General features: G+C 71.8%; 16 protein-coding genes. 4 read left to right on the forward strand and 12 right to left on the reverse strand.

What is annotated here, in order from left to right:
* Nucleotides 1–3: 3 nt before the first annotated feature.
* The 6 genes from ACWH95_RS03895 to ACWH95_RS03920 all read right to left on the reverse strand — a co-directional run bounded on the left by ACWH95_RS03895 (nt 4) and on the right by ACWH95_RS03920 (nt 5,196).
* A complete protein-coding gene (locus tag ACWH95_RS03895; RefSeq protein ID WP_136035959.1) occupies nt 4–444 on the reverse strand; it encodes a DoxX family protein in 441 nt (146 codons plus the stop codon).
* Nucleotides 445–555: 111 nt separating this feature from the next.
* The gene (locus ACWH95_RS03900) at nt 556–969 is read right to left on the reverse strand and encodes a heat shock protein transcriptional repressor HspR (protein WP_136028704.1); all 414 of its coding nucleotides are present in this window, start codon (nt 967–969) and stop codon (nt 556–558) included.
* A gap of 34 nt (nt 970–1,003) precedes the next feature.
* The gene (locus ACWH95_RS03905) at nt 1,004–1,987 is read right to left on the reverse strand and encodes a DnaJ C-terminal domain-containing protein (RefSeq protein ID WP_136028705.1); all 984 of its coding nucleotides are present in this window, start codon (nt 1,985–1,987) and stop codon (nt 1,004–1,006) included.
* 7 nt (nt 1,988–1,994) lie between these two features.
* Nucleotides 1,995–2,651, reverse strand: a complete 657-nt coding sequence (locus tag ACWH95_RS03910) for a nucleotide exchange factor GrpE (RefSeq protein WP_136028706.1) — start codon at nt 2,649–2,651, stop codon at nt 1,995–1,997.
* 2 nt (nt 2,652–2,653) lie between these two features.
* A complete protein-coding gene (gene dnaK, locus ACWH95_RS03915; protein ID WP_136028707.1) occupies nt 2,654–4,519 on the reverse strand; it encodes a molecular chaperone DnaK in 1,866 nt (621 codons plus the stop codon).
* 215 nt (nt 4,520–4,734) lie between these two features.
* The gene (locus ACWH95_RS03920; protein ID WP_454120213.1) at nt 4,735–5,196 is read right to left on the reverse strand and encodes a DUF3817 domain-containing protein; all 462 of its coding nucleotides are present in this window, start codon (nt 5,194–5,196) and stop codon (nt 4,735–4,737) included.
* 115 nt (nt 5,197–5,311) lie between these two features.
* Here ACWH95_RS03920 and ACWH95_RS03925 point away from each other — a divergent pair, with 115 nt between their 5' ends.
* A complete protein-coding gene (locus ACWH95_RS03925; RefSeq protein ID WP_454120214.1) occupies nt 5,312–6,229 on the forward strand; it encodes a helix-turn-helix domain-containing protein in 918 nt (305 codons plus the stop codon).
* A gap of 189 nt (nt 6,230–6,418) precedes the next feature.
* Here ACWH95_RS03925 and ACWH95_RS03930 read toward each other — a convergent pair whose 3' ends face one another.
* Nucleotides 6,419–7,615, reverse strand: coding sequence for an MFS transporter (locus ACWH95_RS03930; RefSeq protein ID WP_454120215.1), 1,197 nt, complete (start codon nt 7,613–7,615; stop codon nt 6,419–6,421).
* A gap of 251 nt (nt 7,616–7,866) precedes the next feature.
* On the opposite strand from ACWH95_RS03930, the gene ACWH95_RS03935 reads away from it, so the two are divergent.
* Entirely contained in the window at nt 7,867–8,739 is an 873-nt protein-coding gene (locus ACWH95_RS03935; protein ID WP_454120216.1) for a serine protein kinase RIO, read from the forward strand.
* 9 nt (nt 8,740–8,748) lie between these two features.
* Here the strand turns inward: ACWH95_RS03935 and speB are convergent, their stop codons facing one another.
* From speB to ACWH95_RS03955, 4 genes are read right to left on the reverse strand one after another with little or no spacing between them, the layout of a single operon-like run.
* Nucleotides 8,749–9,696: an agmatinase gene (speB, locus tag ACWH95_RS03940; protein ID WP_136028715.1), complete on the reverse strand. Its 948-nt coding sequence runs from the start codon at nt 9,694–9,696 to the stop codon at nt 8,749–8,751.
* Between the two features lie 34 nt (nt 9,697–9,730).
* Complete coding sequence (locus ACWH95_RS03945; RefSeq protein WP_454120218.1) at nt 9,731–11,347, reverse strand: thiamine pyrophosphate-binding protein; 1,617 nt, start codon at nt 11,345–11,347, stop codon at nt 9,731–9,733.
* Between the two features lie 14 nt (nt 11,348–11,361).
* On the reverse strand, nt 11,362–13,050 hold the full coding sequence (locus tag ACWH95_RS03950) for an amidohydrolase (protein WP_136028717.1): 1,689 nt from the start codon (nt 13,048–13,050) through the stop codon (nt 11,362–11,364).
* Between the two features lie 47 nt (nt 13,051–13,097).
* A complete protein-coding gene (locus ACWH95_RS03955; protein ID WP_136028718.1) occupies nt 13,098–14,441 on the reverse strand; it encodes an MFS transporter in 1,344 nt (447 codons plus the stop codon).
* 219 nt (nt 14,442–14,660) lie between these two features.
* On the opposite strand from ACWH95_RS03955, the gene ACWH95_RS03960 reads away from it, so the two are divergent.
* A complete protein-coding gene (locus tag ACWH95_RS03960; protein WP_136028719.1) occupies nt 14,661–15,557 on the forward strand; it encodes an Lrp/AsnC family transcriptional regulator in 897 nt (298 codons plus the stop codon).
* 54 nt (nt 15,558–15,611) lie between these two features.
* Here ACWH95_RS03960 and ACWH95_RS03965 read toward each other — a convergent pair whose 3' ends face one another.
* Nucleotides 15,612–16,187 carry an ATP-dependent endonuclease gene (locus ACWH95_RS03965; protein WP_136036427.1) on the reverse strand — a complete coding sequence of 192 codons (576 nt, stop codon included), beginning with the start codon at nt 16,185–16,187 and terminating at the stop codon, nt 15,612–15,614.
* 108 nt (nt 16,188–16,295) lie between these two features.
* Between ACWH95_RS03965 and ACWH95_RS03970 the strand changes: the two genes are divergently transcribed.
* Nucleotides 16,296–16,805 (forward strand): DUF3253 domain-containing protein, encoded by a 510-nt coding sequence (locus ACWH95_RS03970; protein WP_136044336.1) that lies wholly within the window; start codon nt 16,296–16,298, stop codon nt 16,803–16,805.
* Nucleotides 16,806–16,885: the final 80 nt, after the last annotated feature.

The following is a 16,885-nucleotide window of genomic DNA, read 5'->3' on the forward strand; positions in this document are numbered from 1 at the left end:
CGGTCAGGCGAGCCAGGCGGGAGCTCGGCCCCGCAGCACGGCTCCGTCGATCGAGAAGCGCCCGGCACCGGTGAGCGCGAGGGCCAGAGCGGCCGCGCCCAGCACGGCCACGAACTCGTAGCCGCCCTCGCCCACCCAGAGACCGGCGGGCAGGTGCACGAGCACGAGCGCGACCAGCATGTCGATCGCGAGCACCACGCCGACCGGGCGGGTGAACAGCCCGAGCATCAGCAGGATGCCGCCGATCAGCTCGACGAAGGCGACCACGGGCGCGGCGATCTCCGCGAACGGCACACCCATGCCGGCGAAGCTGCCGATGGTTCCGGGGATCGTGTACTCGAAGATCTTCTGGGCGCCGTGGGCGGCGAAGATCGCACCGGTGACGACCCGGAGGATCAGGAGTCCCAGCGAGGGGGCGGGGCGGTGGGCAGTGGTGTTCGTCATGAGGAGTTCTTCCGTCGTGGCAGGACACCCGCGCGCGGCGCGGACCAGGGGGTTCCCTGCCCCCACGCTAGGAAGAGCGGCTTTCCATCCCCTGAACGTGTCGGGCTCAGGTCACGCCGAGCCGCGCGGGTGCCACAGCACCAGCTCGGTCGAGCGACGCAGCCGTCGTCCGCCGGGCATCGGGACCACGCCGGACGAGCCGGCCGCGAACACCCGCACGCCCGGGCGGTTCTCCCGCTCGGCGCGCAGCGCGGCCTCGAGCGCGACGACGCGCCCGCGCAGCATCCGGTTCTCGTCCTCCAGGTCGAGGAGCTTGGCGATCGCGGGCAGGCTCATCCCCTCGGAGGAGAGCTGCGCGACCTCCCGCAGCTGCTCGATGTTCCGCGACGAATACCGCCGGGAGCCGCCCGGCGTGCGGCCGGGCACCACGAGCCCGATGCGGTCGTACTGGCGGAGGGTCTGCGGGTGCAGGCCCGACAGCTCGGCGGCCGCGGCGATCGCGAAGACGGGGGTGTCGGCGTCCATCACGCACTCCACCCCCGTCCCTCGGCGTTCGCACTCATCGGCGGGCCTTCGCCATCAACTCCGCCCGCGGGTTCTCCTGCGGCTCCAGCTGCTGGAACTTCTCCAGCGCCTCGCGCGCGGCGTCGTCGAGGTGCGTCGGCACCGCGACCTGGAGCTCGGCGAGCAGGTCGCCCGTGCCCTTGGAGGTCGCGACACCGCGGCCCTTGACGCGCAGCACGCGCCCGGACGGAGTGCCAGGGGCGACGCGCAGCTTGACCACGTCACCGCCGAGCGTCGGCACCTCGATGGTGGCACCGAGCGTGGCCTCGGTGAACGTGACCGGCACGACCACGCGGAGGTTGAGGCCGTCGCGCGTGAACACGGGGTGCGGTCGCACCGTGATCTGCACCACGATGTCACCGCTCTCCCCGCCGTCCGGCGACGGACGACCCCGGCCGCGCAGCCGGATCTTCTGCCCGTCGGCGACGCCCGCGGGGATCTTCACCTTGAACGGCTTGCCGTCCTCACCCTGCAGCGTGATGGTCTCACCCTGCACGGCGGTGGTGAAGTCGAGCGTGGTGCGCGCGGTCACGTCGGCGCCGCGCTGCGGTCCGCCGAAGCCGCGGAACCCGCCGCTCGGCTGACCGAACCGGCCGCCGCCGAAGCCGCTGCCCTGCCCCTGGTTGAACATCGCGAAGATGTCCTCGAAGTCGGCGCTCTGGCCTCGCCCCTGCTGTCCGAACCGGCTGAAGACGTCTTCGAACCCGCCCGCCCCGGAACCGCTGGCGGTGAAGCGGGCGCCCGAGCCCATGGCGCGGATCTCGTCGTACTCCTTGCGCTGCTCGGGGTCGGAGAGCACCGAGTAGGCCTCGCTGATCTCCTTGAACTTGGCCTCGGCCTTCGCATCGCCCTGATTGGAGTCGGGGTGATACTTGCGCGCGAGCTTGCGGTACGTCTTCTTGAGGTCAGCGTCGCTGACGTCCTTCGTGACCCCGAGGGTCTTGTAGAAGTCCTTGTCGAACCAATCCTGGCTGGCCATCGATCACCTACTCCGCAGGGACGGCGACGACGACCTTCGCGGGACGCAGCTCGACGTCGCCCAGGCGGTACCCCACCTCGACGACCTCGAGCACCGTGGCCTTCTCGACGCCGGGGGTCGGCTGCTGGAAGATGGCCTCGTGGCGCTGCGGGTCGAATTCCTCGCCCTTGTCGCCGTAGGCCACGACTCCGAGACGCTCCACCACGGCGCGCACCTTGTCGGCGATCACGGCGAAGGGGGTGCCCTCCACCAGGTCGCCGTGCTGTTCGGCGCGGCCCAGGTCGTCGAGCACGGGGATGAGGCCCTTGGCGGCCTCGCCCTTGGCGCGCTCGATCTCGATCTGGCGCTGTTCCTCGGTGCGGCGGCGGTAGTTGGCGTACTCGGCCTGCAGGCGCTTGAGGTCGTTCAGCAGCGTCGACTCGAGGTCGGCGAGCACGGCGTCTTCCGCCGCGGCCTCGCCGGTCTGCGTCGCGCCCAGGATGTCGTCCACCGTCAGGTCGTCGGGGGCGCCGTCGACCGGCGTCTCGTCCGACCCTTCGGCGGCCTGCGCCTCGCGGGAGTCCGGGTTCTGCGGCGCGGGGCCGGACGCCTGAGCGTCCGACCCCTCGCTGCGACCTTCGGCGGACTCAGGATTCTGGTTCTCGTCGAAGTTCTTGTCGGTCATGGTTACTTCTTCTCGTCCTCGTCGTCGACGACCTCGGCGTCGATGACGTCTTCCTCGGAGGAGGGGGCGTCACCGGCCGGGGCCTCGCCGTCAGCCGAAGCGCCGGCGGCGGCATCCGCCTGCGAGGAGGCGTAGATCGCCTCGCCGAGCTTGGACTGCGACTGGTTGAGCTTCTCGAACGCGGTCTTCACGGCCTCGTCGTCGTCGCCGGCCAGGGCCGTCTTGAGGGCATCGACATCGCCCTTGACCTCGGTCTTGACGTCGTCGGGGAGCTTGTCCTCGTTCTCGGAGATCAGCTTCTCGATCGAGTACGCCAGGGTCTCGGCCTGGTTGCGGGTCTCGGCGGCCTCACGGCGCGCCTTGTCCTCGGCGGCGTGCTCCTCGGCCTCGCGCACCATGCGCTCGATGTCTTCCTTCGACAGCGACGAGCCGCCGGAGATGACGATCGACTTCTCGGTGCCGGTGCCCTTGTCCTTCGCGGACACGTGCACGATGCCGTTGGCGTCGATGTCGAACGTGACCTCGATCTGCGGGATGCCGCGGGGCGCCGGGGCGATGCCGGTCAGCTCGAACGTGCCGAGCGGCTTGTTGTCGCGCGTGAAGTCGCGCTCGCCCTGGAAGACCTGGATCGCGACGGACGGCTGGTTGTCGTCGGCCGTGGTGAAGGTCTCGCTGCGCTTCGTCGGGATGGCCGTGTTGCGCTCGATGAGCTTGGTCATCATGCCGCCCTTGGTCTCGATGCCGAGGGAGAGCGGGGTCACGTCGATGAGCAGGACGTCCTTGCGCTCGCCCTTCAGCACACCGGCCTGCAGAGCCGCACCGACGGCCACGACCTCGTCGGGGTTCACGCCCTTGTTGGCCTCCTTGCCGGTCTCGCGCTTGACGAGCTCGGCGACGGCGGGCATGCGGGTCGATCCACCCACGAGCACGATGTGGTCGATGTCGGACACCTTGATGCCGGCCTCGCGGATCACGTCCTCGAACGGCTTCTTGGTGCGGTCGAGCAGGTCCTTCGTGAGGTCCTCGAACTTCGCGCGGGTGATGGTCTCGCTCAGCGACACCGGGCCGGACTCGGTCAGCGACAGGTACGGCAGGTTGATGCTGGTCGAGGTGGAGCTGGAGAGCTCCTTCTTGGCCTGCTCCGCGGCCTCCTTGAGGCGCTGCAGCGCGATCTTGTCGCCCGAGACGTCGACGCCCGTGGTCTCCTTGAACTGCTTGATCAGGTAGTCGACGAGGCGCTGGTCCCAGTCGTCTCCACCGAGGCGGTTGTCACCGGCGGTGGCGCGCACCTGGATCGTGGAGAAGTCGTCGTCCTTGCCCACCTCGAGGAGGGAGACGTCGAACGTTCCGCCACCGAGGTCGAAGACGAGGATGAGCTCGTCTTCCTTGCCCTTGTCGAGGCCGTAGGCGAGGGCCGCCGCGGTCGGCTCGTTGATGATGCGGAGCACGTTGAGGCCCGCGATCTCACCGGCCTCCTTGGTGGCCTGGCGCTCGGCGTCGTTGAAGTACGCGGGGACGGTGATGACCGCGTCGGTCACGGTGTCGCCCAGGTACGACTCGGCGTCGCGCTTGAGCTTCTGGAGGATGCGCGCGGAGATCTCCTGCGGCGTCCACTTCTTGCCGTCGACCTCGAAGGTCCAGTCGGTGCCCATGTGGCGCTTGACCGAGGCGATGGTCCGGTCGACGTTGGTGACGGCCTGGCGCTTCGCGGTCTCGCCGACGAGCACCTCCCCGTCCTTGGTGAAGGCCACGACCGAGGGGGTCGTGCGGAAGCCTTCGGCATTGGCGATGACCTTGGGCTCGCCGCCCTCGAGGACGCTGACGACGGAGTTGGTGGTTCCGAGGTCGATACCGACAGCACGTGCCATGTGTTCTCTCCTTTGTTGGGAAGTCTGTTGTGGTTCGGAAAACCTGCGGCGATCAGGGAAACCTGAGTCGCGATGGCTCAAGTGTACTCCGGCCGCACGACCGTGTCAAACAAACTTGATATGGCTCGGCTCAACTTTGTATCGCCGGGGTCGACGGAGTGTCCGGACCCCCATGGGGCCGGAGGGAGAGGATCCGGAACCAGTCCGGATCCGGCTCACTTGCCGCCGGGAGGACCGATCAGCAGCAGGATCACGTAGAGCGCGACGATGCCCACGACCAGCAGCACCGCGAGCACCCACGGGCGGCGGAGGAACCAGCGCATCGGCCGGTCGTACCAGCGGCGGTCGCGGGGGTCGTCGGTGGGGTCGAGCCGCCAGTCGCCGCGCAGCCGACCGGAGCGGTGCAGCCAGATCTCCATCGGGATGGTGGCGTAGGGGATCACGGCGCTCGCCACCGCCAGTACGCCGACGCCCGGGTGCCAGCGCTGATTGAGCGCGACCAGGACGGCGGTGGCGGCATAGGCGAGGAACACGAAGCCGTGGATGCCGCCGCCGACCGTGACCACGACCCCGGGGGCGCCGACCGCCCTGGCGATGATCGCGGCGATCAGGATCGTCCAGGTGATCGCCTCCGCGATCGCCAGGACACGGTACAGACGGCCAGGGGTGCGGAACACGGGACTCCTCGGGTGGGGTACCCCTCCAGAGTATCCGCGCCGTCCGCGGGCGCCGAATCGCAGCACCCGCCGTTCCCACCGGAATACCGGACGAGGGAGGGGCGTTGCCGAAGGCATGGTGACAGTGGACGCGGACGCGCTCTCGCACGTGCTCGACGCCGTGGAGCTGCGGGTCGGCGTGGCGCGGCGCATCCCGCTCGCCGCCGGAGGGCTGCTCCCGATCCCGGCCGGGCCCACGACGCTCGTCTACCTCGCATCGGGCAGCGTGCAGGGGCATCCGCCCCTCGGCGACGGCTGCCGCCTCGGCGTCGACCCCGACTCCCGCCGCCTCACCCTCGAGCCCCGAGAGCGCCGCGACCACCTGGTCGCCGGTGACGCGTTCCTCACCCTCGGCCGCACCGCGTTCGTGCTGGAGGCCGACCGCGACACCACGCTCATGGTGGTCGACCTCGAGTTCGCCGACGCCACCTCACCGCTGCCCGCCCTCCTGCCGCCGTTCCTCACCGTCACCGGATTCGACGCGCTCGAGCCCGCGGCCGCCGCGCTCGCCGAGAACATGGGCCTCGTCGACCCCGCGGCCTCCCCCGCCCGGCAGGGCGACCCCGTGATCTGCCGCATGATGGCGAAGACCGTGCTGATGTCGGTCATCCGCGCCTGGGCCGCCAACGGCTGCGCACCCGCGGGCTGGCCCTCGCTGTCGAACGACCCGTTCCTCGACCGCGTGGTCGACGCCATCCACCAGGAGCCAGGACGCGACTGGACGGTCGAGCGCCTCGCGGCCATCGGCGCCATGTCGCGCTCCACCTTCGCCGAGCGGTTCCGCGTCGCGGTCGGCCGCTCCCCCGCCGACTACGTCACGGAGGTGCGCATCGACGCGGCCAAGCGCCTGCTCGACGCCGGGCGCTCCGTGTCGGACGTGTCGCGCGAACTCGGCTACGCGTCCGACGAGGGCTTCAGCCGCGCATTCCGCCGCCGCACGGGTATGACCCCGTCGTCCTGGCGTTCCGCCGCTCGCACTCCCGCCCTGGTCTGAGCGCCGACCCCCGCCGCCGACGTCCCGGTGACCGATCGCGTCTCAGCCCGATCTCGATGGCGGGCTGCCCACGACTCCGCAGATCCGCGGCGATGCGACTGCTCGGGCGACGGGCAGGCGACACATCGCCGGGAAACTGCGGAGTTGTGAACCGGAACCGCGGGAGGCGGCGCCGCCCCTTGTGCCCCGTCAGCCCCGCGTGCTCAGCCGGTTCGACAGGCCGAACAGCACCGCACCCGCGAGCAGCGACACCGCGCCGATCACGTAGGCGAGCTCCACGCTCAGCGTGTCGACGAGCAGCCCGCCCAGACCCGCGGCGAGGGTGATCGCACCCTGGAACCCGACGACCACGAGGCTGCCGCCCGCCTCCAGGCGATCCGGCATGCGGTGCCCGACCCACGTGTTGATCACGATCAGCCACGACGAGAAGACGAAGCCCCAGACGAGCACGACCACGCCGACGCCGATGATCGACCCGGAGAAGAGGATCATCGAGATGACCGCGGCCGCGATCACGAGCGGCGCGAACACGGCGAAGAACGCGAACGACCGGTCGATCACCAGCCCGATCGAGATGTTGCCGAGGAGACCGCCGACGCCGAACAGCGCCAGCAGCACCACGATGGTCGAGGCGTCGACGTCGGGGATGCGCTCGAGCGCCAGCCGCACGTACGTGTAGGCGAGGAAGTGCCCGAGCACCACGAGGACGTGCCCGACCATGCCCAGCCCGATACCGGGGCGGCGGACCGTGTCGACGAGCAGCCGCAGGCTCGACGCCCGCTCGGCCGGCACCGCCGGCAGCGCCCAGCGCAGCGCGACCGCCAGCACCACCATCAGCACGCCGGCGAGCGCGAACACCATCCGCCAGTCGACGACCTCGCTGAGCATCACGCCGATCGGCACCCCGGCGACCGTGGCCAGCGACACCCCGGCCGAGGTGAACATGACCCCGCGGCCCAGGTGCTCCGGCCCCGCGAGCCGTGCGGCGACCGTGATCGACATGGTCCAGTAGGCGCTGATCGCCGCGCCCAGCAGGAACCGGGCGGCGAGCACGAGCAGCAGGTTCGGCGCGATCGCGACCACGAGGTTCGACACGGCCGCGGCGAGCGCCATCCACACCAGCAGCGACCGGCGGTCGAGGCGCGGGAACATCAGCCCGATCGTGGGCGCGACGACGAGTCCCACCAGCGCCGTGACCGTGACCGTCTGCCCCGCCTGACCCGGGGTGACCCCGAGGCCGTCGGCCATCTCGGTGAGGACACCGTTGGGGAGGAACTCGGCGGTCACGAGCAGGAAGCCCATGATCATGAGCGCGATGAGTCCGCCGTAGCGGATGCGGTCGGCCCGGGTGGGCGCCGCGGTGGGGACGGGGGCAGTCGTGGTCATGCTTCCACCCTTCCGGCGCCCGTGCGTCCGCGCCCGACCGGTCGTCCGCCGCGTCCGACCGATCGTCCGACCCTGGACACGCGCCCGCGCACCCCCGTAGGCTCGTCGTCGCACCGGGAGTCGCCCGGGAAGCCCGAGCAGAAGGAGGCGATGAGATGAACACCGTCGTCGTCGCGCCCTTCGCCGACCACCTTCCCCTCGAGGCCGCCCGCTCCTGATCGCCGTGCGGCCTCCCTTCCCGGAGCCACACCGTGACCGATCCCTCCGCTTCCCCGGAAGCCGCGTCCTTCGACGCCTCCCCCTTCGATTCCCTCGAGACCTCCCTGTCCTTCGCCGACGTCGAACCCGGTGACGGGCAGCGCTGGACCACCTGGCCCTCCGCCACCCCGACCGAGCGCGGCCCCGAGCCGCGGCCCGCGTGGGTCGTGACCTCGGCGGGCGCGCTCGACACCGAGCTCGGCATCCTCAAGACGGGCAAGGAGGCCGACGTGTTCCTGCTCGAACGCGCCGTTCCCGACGACCCCACGCAGCGCACGCTGCTGGCGGCGAAGCGCTACCGCGGCGAGGAGAACCGGAGCTTCCACCGCTCCGCCGTGTACACGGAGGGCCGCAGCACCCGGAACACCCGCGACACCAGGGCCCTGGCCCGCAAGTCGGAGCACGGGCGCGCGGTGGCTGCGGCGCAGTGGTCGTTCGCGGAGTTCGAGGCGCTGTGCCGCCTGTGGCAGCTCGGCGCCCCGGTGCCCTACCCCGTGCAGGTGAGCGGGACCGAGGTGCTCATGGAGTTCCTCGGCGATGACGACGGCACCGCAGCCCCGCGCCTCGCGCAGGTGCGCGCCGACCGCGACACCCTGCAGGAGCACTACGCGCAGGTGGTCGAGCTCATGCGGGTGTTCGCCGCGGCGGGTTTCGCGCACGGCGACCTGTCCGCGTACAACCTGCTCGTGCACCAGGGGCGGGTGCGGGTGATCGACCTGCCGCAGATCGTGGACGTGATCGCGAACCCGCAGGGGCTCGACCTGCTGCACCGCGACTGCGTGAACGTGTGCGACTGGTTCGCGCGGCGCCGCGTGGAGTGCGACGCCGAGGAGCTGTTCGCCGACCTGCTCGCGGCGCTGTACTGACCCGTCGTGTCAGGAGGCCAGGCGGGCGGCCAGCAGCGTCACGAGCTCGTACACCACGTGGCTCGCGGCGATCCCGGTCATCTGCGCGTGGTCGTAGGCGGGCGACACCTCCACGACGTCGGCGCCCACGATGTCGCGGTCGCGCAGCGCGCGGAGGATGCGCAGCAGCTCACGGCTCGTGAGTCCTCCCGCCTCGGGGGTCCCGGTGCCGGGGGCGTGCGCGGGGTCGAGCACGTCGATGTCGATCGACACGTACAGCGGCTTGTCGCCGATGCGCGTGAGGATCCGGTCGATCGCGGCTTCGACGCCGTGCTCCTCGATGTACTCGCTCGACACGATCGAGAACCCCAGGCGCTCGTCGTCCTCCAGGTCCTGCTTGGAGTAGAGGGGTCCGCGCGTGCCCACGTGGCAGCTGGCGGTGAGGTCGATCAGCCCCTCCTCGCTCGCGCGGCGGAAGGGCGTGCCGTGCGTGATGGGCGCGCCGAAGTAGGTGTCCCACGTGTCGAGGTGCGCGTCGAAGTGCAGCACCGCGACCGGCCCGTGCTTCGCGGCCACGGCGCGCAGCAGCGGCAGGGCCACGGTGTGGTCGCCGCCGATCGTCACGATGCGCTGCACCTGCTCGCCGAGCGCCGTCGCCGCGCGCTCGACCTCGGTCACGGCCTCGGTGAGGTCGAAGGGGTTCACGGGGATGTCGCCCGCGTCGACGACCTGCGCGAGCTGGAAGGGCGACACGTCCTGCGCCGGGTTGTACGGGCGCAGCAGACGCGACGACTCCCGCACGTGCGACGGACCGAACCGCGTGCCGGGGCGGTAGCTCACACCGGAGTCGAACGGGATCCCCACCACGGCGATGTCGGCGCGCGGCACGTCTTCGATGCGGGGCAGGCGGGCGAAGGTGGCGATGCCGGAGTACCGCGGGTTCACGGAGGCGTCGACGGGGCCGATGGTGTCGGTCATTTCTCGTTCCTGTTCGTTCGGGGTGTCGAAGGGCTCAGAGGGCGTGCTGCGGCAGGTGCACGAGCTGCACGCCGCCCGCGGCGATGGCGGCGCGGATGCTCGGGGCGATGTCGTCGCGTCTCTCGACACGATGCCCGGTCGCGCCGAACGCGGTGGCGAGCGCGGCCCAGTCGGGCTGCACCAGATCCACGCCGATCGGGGCCATGCCGCGGTCGACCTCGTTCTGGCGGATCTCGGCGTAGCCGCCGTTGTCGACGCACACGACCGTGAGGTCGAGGCGCTGCTCGACCGCGGTGACGAGCTCGTTCACGCAGAACATGAGCGCGCCGTCGCCGATCACCGTGACCACGGGGCGCTCGGTCTGCGCGACCGCGGCGCCGATCGCGGCCGGCAGCCCGTAGCCGAGCGTGGCATAGGTGGGCGTGTAGAGCAGGGAGTGCGGATGCTCCTGTCGCAGCACGCTGCCCAGCGCCGTGTACACGATCTGCGACGAGTCGCCCGCCACGATCGCGTCGTCGGGCAGTGCCGCGGCGATCACCTCCGCGAGCGCCACCGTCTCGGGGGCCGTGGCGCGGGACTCGTCCTCGATCGCGGCCCGTTCGGCCGACAGGTCGCGCGGCGTCGGGGCCGTGTCGGGCAGCAGCGGCAGCAGGGCATCGGTCACCGCGGCCGCGTCGCCCGTGATCCCGACGGTCGCGGTGAGGTTCTTGTCGCGCTGCGCCGGGGAGATGTCGATGCGGATCACAGCGCCGCGGGCCTCGAGGCGCGGGGCCCACAGCTCCGCCTCCCCGAGCTTCGAGCCGACCACGAGCAGCACGTCCGCGGCCTCGGCGACGGCTCGCGCGGCGGCGAGGCGCAGGTTCGAGCCGAGCGACAGCGGGTGGCCCTCGTCGAGCACGCCCTTGCCGTTCAGGGTGGTGAGCACGGGGGCGCCCAGGCGCTCGGCGATCGCGGTCACCTGATGCACCGCGTCCACGGCTCCCCCGCCGGCGACGATCACCGGGGTGCGCGCGGCCGACAGCAGTCGCCCGGCCTCGGCGAGCGCGACCGGGTCACCGGCCACGCGCTCGGGCATCGGACGGGGCGCCCGGGCGGCGGCGGGCACGTCGGCCGGGGCCTCCAGCACGTCGAGCGGGATCTCGATGTGCACGGGGCGCGGGCGACCGGTGCGGAAGAGGTGGAAGGCGTCGTGCACGGCCTCCACTCCCTCGGCCGCCGTGGTCACCCGGCGCGACCACTCCGCGATCGCGCCGACCATGGCCGTGGCGTCCTTCGTCTCGTGCAGGGTGCCCACGTCGGCGAACTCCGCGCCGAGCGGCACCCCGGGCGACAGCACGATCAGCGGACGCGACTCGCAGAACGCGGTGCCGATCGCGCTCAGGGCGTTCTGCAGCCCGGGGCCCGACGTGGTGATCACGACGCCGGGGAGCCCGGTCTGCTGCGCCCAGCCGTCGGCGCCGTAGCCGGAGCCCTGCTCGTGCCGGTTGGTGACGGCGCGGATGCCGAGGTCGGCCAGGGGGCGGTACAGCTCCAGGTTGTGGGTGCCGGGGATGCCGAACACCGCCGTCACCCCGTAGCCGCGGATGGTCTCCAGCACCGCGCGGCCCGCCGTGTCGGCGTACGGGGCGGTGGGGTTCGCGTCGGCGCTCATGCTCGTATCCTCGTTCAGACGGCGGCCGTGGTGCGGGCGGCGACGTGGCGGCGCACGCCGTCGACCCAGGTCTCGCGTACCTCGATGGCCGCGATCTCCTCGGCGGGCACGGCCAGCGGGTCGTCCGAGAGCACCGCGAAGTCGGCGAGCTTGCCCACTTCCAGCGAGCCCAGGTCGTCTTCCCGCCCGATCGACACGGCCCCCTCGATCGTGTGGGCGCGCAGTGCGGCGAGCGCGGAGATGCGCAGGTCGTCGGGCCCGAGCCGGTGGCCGCGGCGGGTGACGCGGGTGACCGCCGTCTGGATGGCCTCCAGCGGGATCGGCTCGGCGACCGGGGCGTCGGAGGAGATCGTCATGGGCACGCCCGCCCGCTCGAACTCGCCGAGCGGGTTGAACCGCTCGCCCGGGGTGCCGATGGCCTCCTCCACGCCCTCGCCCCAGTTGAAGTAGTGCTGGGTCTGGTTGACGGGACGGATGCCGGCGGTCGCCATGCGCGCGATCTGCTCGGGCGTGGGCAGGCCGCAGTGCTCGATGCGGTGCCGGGCGTCCGCATCGGGACGTTCGGCGAGCGCGGCCTCGATCGCCGACACGACCATCTCGATCGCGGTGGGCGACTGCGCGTGCGTCGCCGTCTGGAGCCCCGCGGCGTGCGCCTTGCGGATCAGCTCGGCGTAGTCGGCGGGCTCGTGGTACAGCTGGCCCGTGCGGCACGGGTCGCCCACGTAGCCGTCGGGGAAGTACGCGGTCCAGCCGCCGAGGGTGCCGTCGGCGTAGAACTTGATGCCGGCGAAGCTCAGGTGCGCGTTGCCGAACTGTCCGACGAGCCCCATCTCGAGCGCCTCGTCGAGCAGATGCGACAGCAGGTACATCGACACGCGCAGCTCGAGTCGCCCGGCCTCCGCGAGCCGCAGGTACATGTCGAACTCGCGGCGCGTGACCTGGCAGTCGCCGATCGAGGTGACACCGCCCGCAAGGAACCGCTGCGTCGCGGCGTCGAGCTGCCGCAGGTGCTCCTCCGGCTCATCGGCCAGGTGGAAGTTCGGGCCGTGGTGGCCGATCTTCACCCCGTGCACGCCCGTCAGGATGTTGCACGCCGCGTCGGACAGCTCCCCGGTGAGCTCGCCGTCGGCGTCGCGGAAGAACTCGCCGCCGTCCGGGTTCGGGGTGTCGCGGTCCACGCCGTTGATGTCGAGCGTGTAGGAGTTCACGACGCCGCCGTGACCCGAGGCGTTCATGAGGTACACCTCCCGGTCGGACGCGACCTCGTCGAGCTCGAACCGGGTGGGGTGGCGCTTCTCGGCGAGGTTGCGCTGCTCGTAGCCGTAGCCGCGCACCGGGCGACCGGCGGGGAGCCCGGCCGCCGCGGCCTTCAGCAGGGCGACGATCTCGGGGATGCTGCCCGCCTTCTCCGGCCCGCAGTCCACCCACGTCATCATCTGCCCGAACATGAGCGGGTGCGCGTGCGCGTCGACGAACCCGGGCACCACGACCGCGTCGCCGAGCTCGACGCGCTCCGGGGTCAGCCCGGCCCTGGCCGCCACGTCCTCGCACTCCGCGACCGTGCCGAGGGCGACGATGCGCCCCCGGTCGGTGAGCATCGCGGTCGCGGTGGTGTCCGCCGCGTCCGCGGTGTGGATGGCGCGGGCGGTGACGAGGGCGGGGGCGGCCTGGGCCGAGCGGTCGAAGGGGGTGAGCTTGCGCATGAGGAGCCTGTTCGCGGTGGGGTCTTGCGGGTGGGGAGCGGAGCCGATCAGGGCAGGCGGTTCGCCGTGGTGTCGGTCCGGGCGGTGAACGAGGCCGTGACCGGTGCCTCGTCGGAGTGCTGCGGCGCGAGGCGCGTGCAGATCCCGGCGATCACGGCCATGCCGACGAACATCGCGATCACCGACCAGACGCTGCCCGTCCAGGCGATCAGCTGCGTCGCGAACCACGGCGAGAAGCCGGCCCAGATCGCGGCACCCACGCCGTAGGAGAGGGCGATCGAGGTGTACCGCGCCTGCGGGCGGAACATCTGCGCGAGGATCGCGGCGATCGGGGCGTAGGTCGCGCTCATCGCGATGCGCACCAGCGAGGCGAGCAGGAAGATGAGCGGCTCGACCCGTCCCGGCATCACCAGCAGGAACGGCGCGAACGTCAGCACCGAGGTGATCAGGCCGATGTACATCACGTTCTTGCGGCCCCACTTGTCGCCGAGCCAGGCGACCGGCAGCGTGACCACGAACTCCACGAACGAGGCGATCGTCATGGCGTCGAGGATCACCTGCTCGCTGATCGCGATGGGCTCGCCGGTCGCGTAGGCGGTGGCGAAGGTCGTGGCCAGGTAGTAGCCGCCCGTGGAGATGGGCAGGATGCCGATGCCGAGCAGGATCGGCTTCCAGTTGACGCGCAGCGCGAAGGCGAGGGGCATGGACTGCTTGCGGCCCTCGATCTTCTCCTCGAAGACCGGCGACTCCTCCACGCGGTAGCGGACCCACAGGCCGACGGCGATCAGCACGATCGACAGCAGGAACGGGATGCGCCAGCCGCCATCGATGATGAACGTGTCGCCGCCGCGGGCCATGATCGCGAAGATGCCCGAGGCGAGCAGCGCACCGGCGGGGTTGCCGAGCTGGGTGAAGCCGCCGTAGAACGTCTTCGACTTCTCCGGGGCGTGCTCGACGCTCATGAGCACGGCGCCACCCCACTCGCCACCGACCGCGAGGCCCTGGATGGCGCGCAGCAGGATCAGGAGGATCGGCGCGAGGATGCCGATGTTCTCGTAGGTGGGGAGGCAGCCGACGAGGACGGTCGCGGCGCCCATCAGCAGCAGGGTGATGACGAGCGAGACGCGGCGGCCGAGCTTGTCGCCGATGTGGCCGAAGACGATGCCGCCGAGGGGACGGACGAGGAAGGCGACCGCGAACGTCGCGAACGCCGCGGCGGTCTCGGCGAGGGGGTCGTCGCTCGGGAAGAACAGCGGGCCGAAGACGAGGGCGGCGGCCGTGGCGTAGACGTAGAAGTCGTACCACTCGATCGTGGTGCCGACGAAGGCGGCGATGCCGGCGCGGCGTGCGCGGCTGTGGACGCCGCTTCGGGGGGTGGGGGTGGTGGTCATGGACCCGCTCCTTCGCGGATGGTGTCGGATAGCGAACGATGCTAGGGACGCGACGACCCGGCGGCAAGCGCAGAACTCCAGCGAGAACGGGGATTCACTGGACTTCTGGTCCCTTGGGCACGCAAAGCGGGCCTTCCCGCCGGTCGCACGCGGGGTTACGCTGAGGTTCTGCGCGCGTCGTCGTGCAGACCGGGGAAACTGACGGATCGGGACGCAGCCATGGATTTCGACGCCGAACTCATCCGCGCGCTCCAGGAGGACGGGCGCGCGAGCATCCGCGCCCTGGCCGAGCGGCTCGGGCAGTCCAGGGCCGCGGTGGCCGCACGACTGCGCACGCTGCTGGCCGACCGCACGGTGCGCGTGGTCGCCGCGGTGGACCCGGTCTTCCTCGGCCAGCACGTCCTGGCGCACGTGTCGATCCGCACCGACGGCGCCGTCGAGGTCGTGGCCGAGCACCTGCGCGACATGAGCGAGACCGTGCTCGTGTCGGCCGTCGGCGGCGCGCACGACATCGTGACCGAGGTGCGCGTCGGGTCGATGTCGGAACTGCACGACCTGCTCGCCCGCATCCGCGGCAGCGCGGGCGTGCTCGACATCAACACCATCATCTACTCGACCGTGATCAAGGGGTTCTTCGTGTCGGAGTACCACGGCGGGGTCACGCTCGACGCGATCGACGAAGCCCTCGTGGAGCACCTGCAGGCCGATGGCCGCATGAGCTTCCGCGCGCTCGGCGAAGAGGTGCGCCTCTCCCCCAGCGCCGTCGCGACTCGGGTGCAGCGGCTCATCGACGCGGGCGTCATCAAGATCAGCGCGGTCGAGGCACGCGGCCTCGCGCACCGGCAGCTGTCGATGGGCGTGGGCATGACCCTCGGCGACGACGACGAGGCCGTGATCGAGGAGCTGCGACGCGGTCGCGGTGTCGACTTCGCCGCCCGCACGCTCGGCCGCTTCGACGCGGTCGCGACACTCGTTGAGCCCTCGGCCGGCGCCCTGTACGCGAGCCTGGAGCGCCTGCGCGCGCTGCCCGGAGTGACCCGGATCGAGGCCTGGCTCCACCTCGCGGTGCTCAAGGAGGACTACGCCCGCACGCTCCGCCCGCTCCGCACGGAGTGAGCGCGAAGTCGCCCGGGTCGGGGGTCACGCGGCATGCACCGCGTCGAGCGCGGGTCAGGCGGCGGGGCGGACCGCGTCGAGCAGGGCCGACAGCGCGGGCGGCATCCGGTCGAGCGGGAGCAGGCCGACGATGTCCGCGGCGAACCGCGCTTTGCGTCCCGCGGCCGTCCCGGCGAAGCGATGCAGCTGATCCTCCACGACCCTGCCCCGCTGCGCCGGCTGCCCCTGGAACACGCGGAACCGCCCGAGCTCGCCCCGCGCCGCCAGCGCCTGCTCCACCAACGGAACCCCGGCGGCACGGATGACCTCGTCTTCGAGGTCGCGCTCACAGCCGAAGAACCCCGCATCGGCGGGCACGCCCGTGGCGTCGATCGCGCCGTCGTCGCGCAGGACCCGGGTCACGTACGCGCCCTCCGCCGCGTCGTAGAGGCCGAGCACCCGCACGGCAGGCTCGACCGCGCGGAGGGCCGCGAGCCGGGAACGGAGGTTCGTGATGCCGTCGAGGTCGACCAGGTCGAGGTCGTCGAGCGTCTCGCCGAGGCGCTGCGCCGCGGCGAGGAACGCGAGCCGGTCGCTCGCCCCCTCGAACAGCACGACCGTGCCGCCTCCTCGCCCCGCGCTCGCCGCCATCCCTCGACCCTACGCACCCGGTGTCCGTCGCGCTTCGACCGCACCCGACGCGGAGGGCCGCGCGTCAAGGGTCTGCCGTTGGGGGGCCCGCCGCGGCACACTGCCGACATGGAGCAGCCCGACGAGCCGGACGCGGCCACGGCACCGGAGCGCACGCCCGATGGCCACCACATCGTCGTGAACGGACGCCGGTGGCGGGCGACCGACCCGGCGATCCCGGAGAAGCTGCGCCAGGAGCTGGTCGACGAGCTGATGGCCGCGCGGCGCGCCGTCAAGGCGGCGGAGCCCGAGGCGCGGCGCCGCGTGCACGATGCGAAGACCGCCCTCGGCGAACGCGGCGCCCCGTGGTGGGAGCAGCCGACGCCCGAGGAGTCCGCGGAGCGCATCGCGGCCGCCATCCGCACCCTCACCCGCAAGAGGGAGGGGTCGTCGATCTGCCCGAGCGACGTCGCCAGAGCCGTCGGCGGGGAGGCCTGGCGCAACCGGATGGACGAGGTGCGCCGCGTGACCGCCGCGCTCGCCGACCGGGACGAGGTCGTGGTGACCCAGAAGGGCGAGCCGGTCGATATCGCCTCCGCGCGCGGCCCGGTGCGCATCCGCCGCGGCCCCGCCCTCTGACCCGGGCGGAGTGGGTTGAGCCGGGGTGCGGCGCGGGACACGGCGCGCCGTCACCGGGCGTTCACCGGGCCCCGCCAGAC

The sequence above is a fragment of the Microbacterium sp. NPDC055502 genome (genome assembly GCF_053643635.1).

What these genes read in the sequence shown, in the direction of transcription:
- ACWH95_RS03895 (WP_136035959.1), bottom strand. Translation starts at nt 444, where the DNA reads ATGACGAACACCACTGCCCACCGCCCCGCCCCCTCGCTGGGACTCCTG.
- ACWH95_RS03970 (WP_136044336.1), top strand. Translation starts at nt 16,296, where the DNA reads ATGGAGCAGCCCGACGAGCCGGACGCGGCCACGGCACCGGAGCGCACG.
- speB (WP_136028715.1), bottom strand. Translation starts at nt 9,696, where the DNA reads ATGACCGACACCATCGGCCCCGTCGACGCCTCCGTGAACCCGCGGTAC.
- ACWH95_RS03900 (WP_136028704.1), bottom strand. Translation starts at nt 969, where the DNA reads ATGGACGCCGACACCCCCGTCTTCGCGATCGCCGCGGCCGCCGAGCTG.
- ACWH95_RS03910 (WP_136028706.1), bottom strand. Translation starts at nt 2,651, where the DNA reads ATGACCGACAAGAACTTCGACGAGAACCAGAATCCTGAGTCCGCCGAA.
- ACWH95_RS03945 (WP_454120218.1), bottom strand. Translation starts at nt 11,347, where the DNA reads ATGAGCGCCGACGCGAACCCCACCGCCCCGTACGCCGACACGGCGGGC.
- ACWH95_RS03930 (WP_454120215.1), bottom strand. Translation starts at nt 7,615, where the DNA reads ATGACCACGACTGCCCCCGTCCCCACCGCGGCGCCCACCCGGGCCGAC.
- ACWH95_RS03925 (WP_454120214.1), top strand. Translation starts at nt 5,312, where the DNA reads ATGGTGACAGTGGACGCGGACGCGCTCTCGCACGTGCTCGACGCCGTG.
- ACWH95_RS03960 (WP_136028719.1), top strand. Translation starts at nt 14,661, where the DNA reads ATGGATTTCGACGCCGAACTCATCCGCGCGCTCCAGGAGGACGGGCGC.
- dnaK (WP_136028707.1), bottom strand. Translation starts at nt 4,519, where the DNA reads ATGGCACGTGCTGTCGGTATCGACCTCGGAACCACCAACTCCGTCGTC.
- ACWH95_RS03965 (WP_136036427.1), bottom strand. Translation starts at nt 16,187, where the DNA reads ATGGCGGCGAGCGCGGGGCGAGGAGGCGGCACGGTCGTGCTGTTCGAG.
- ACWH95_RS03905 (WP_136028705.1), bottom strand. Translation starts at nt 1,987, where the DNA reads ATGGCCAGCCAGGATTGGTTCGACAAGGACTTCTACAAGACCCTCGGG.
- ACWH95_RS03955 (WP_136028718.1), bottom strand. Translation starts at nt 14,441, where the DNA reads ATGACCACCACCCCCACCCCCCGAAGCGGCGTCCACAGCCGCGCACGC.
- ACWH95_RS03950 (WP_136028717.1), bottom strand. Translation starts at nt 13,050, where the DNA reads ATGCGCAAGCTCACCCCCTTCGACCGCTCGGCCCAGGCCGCCCCCGCC.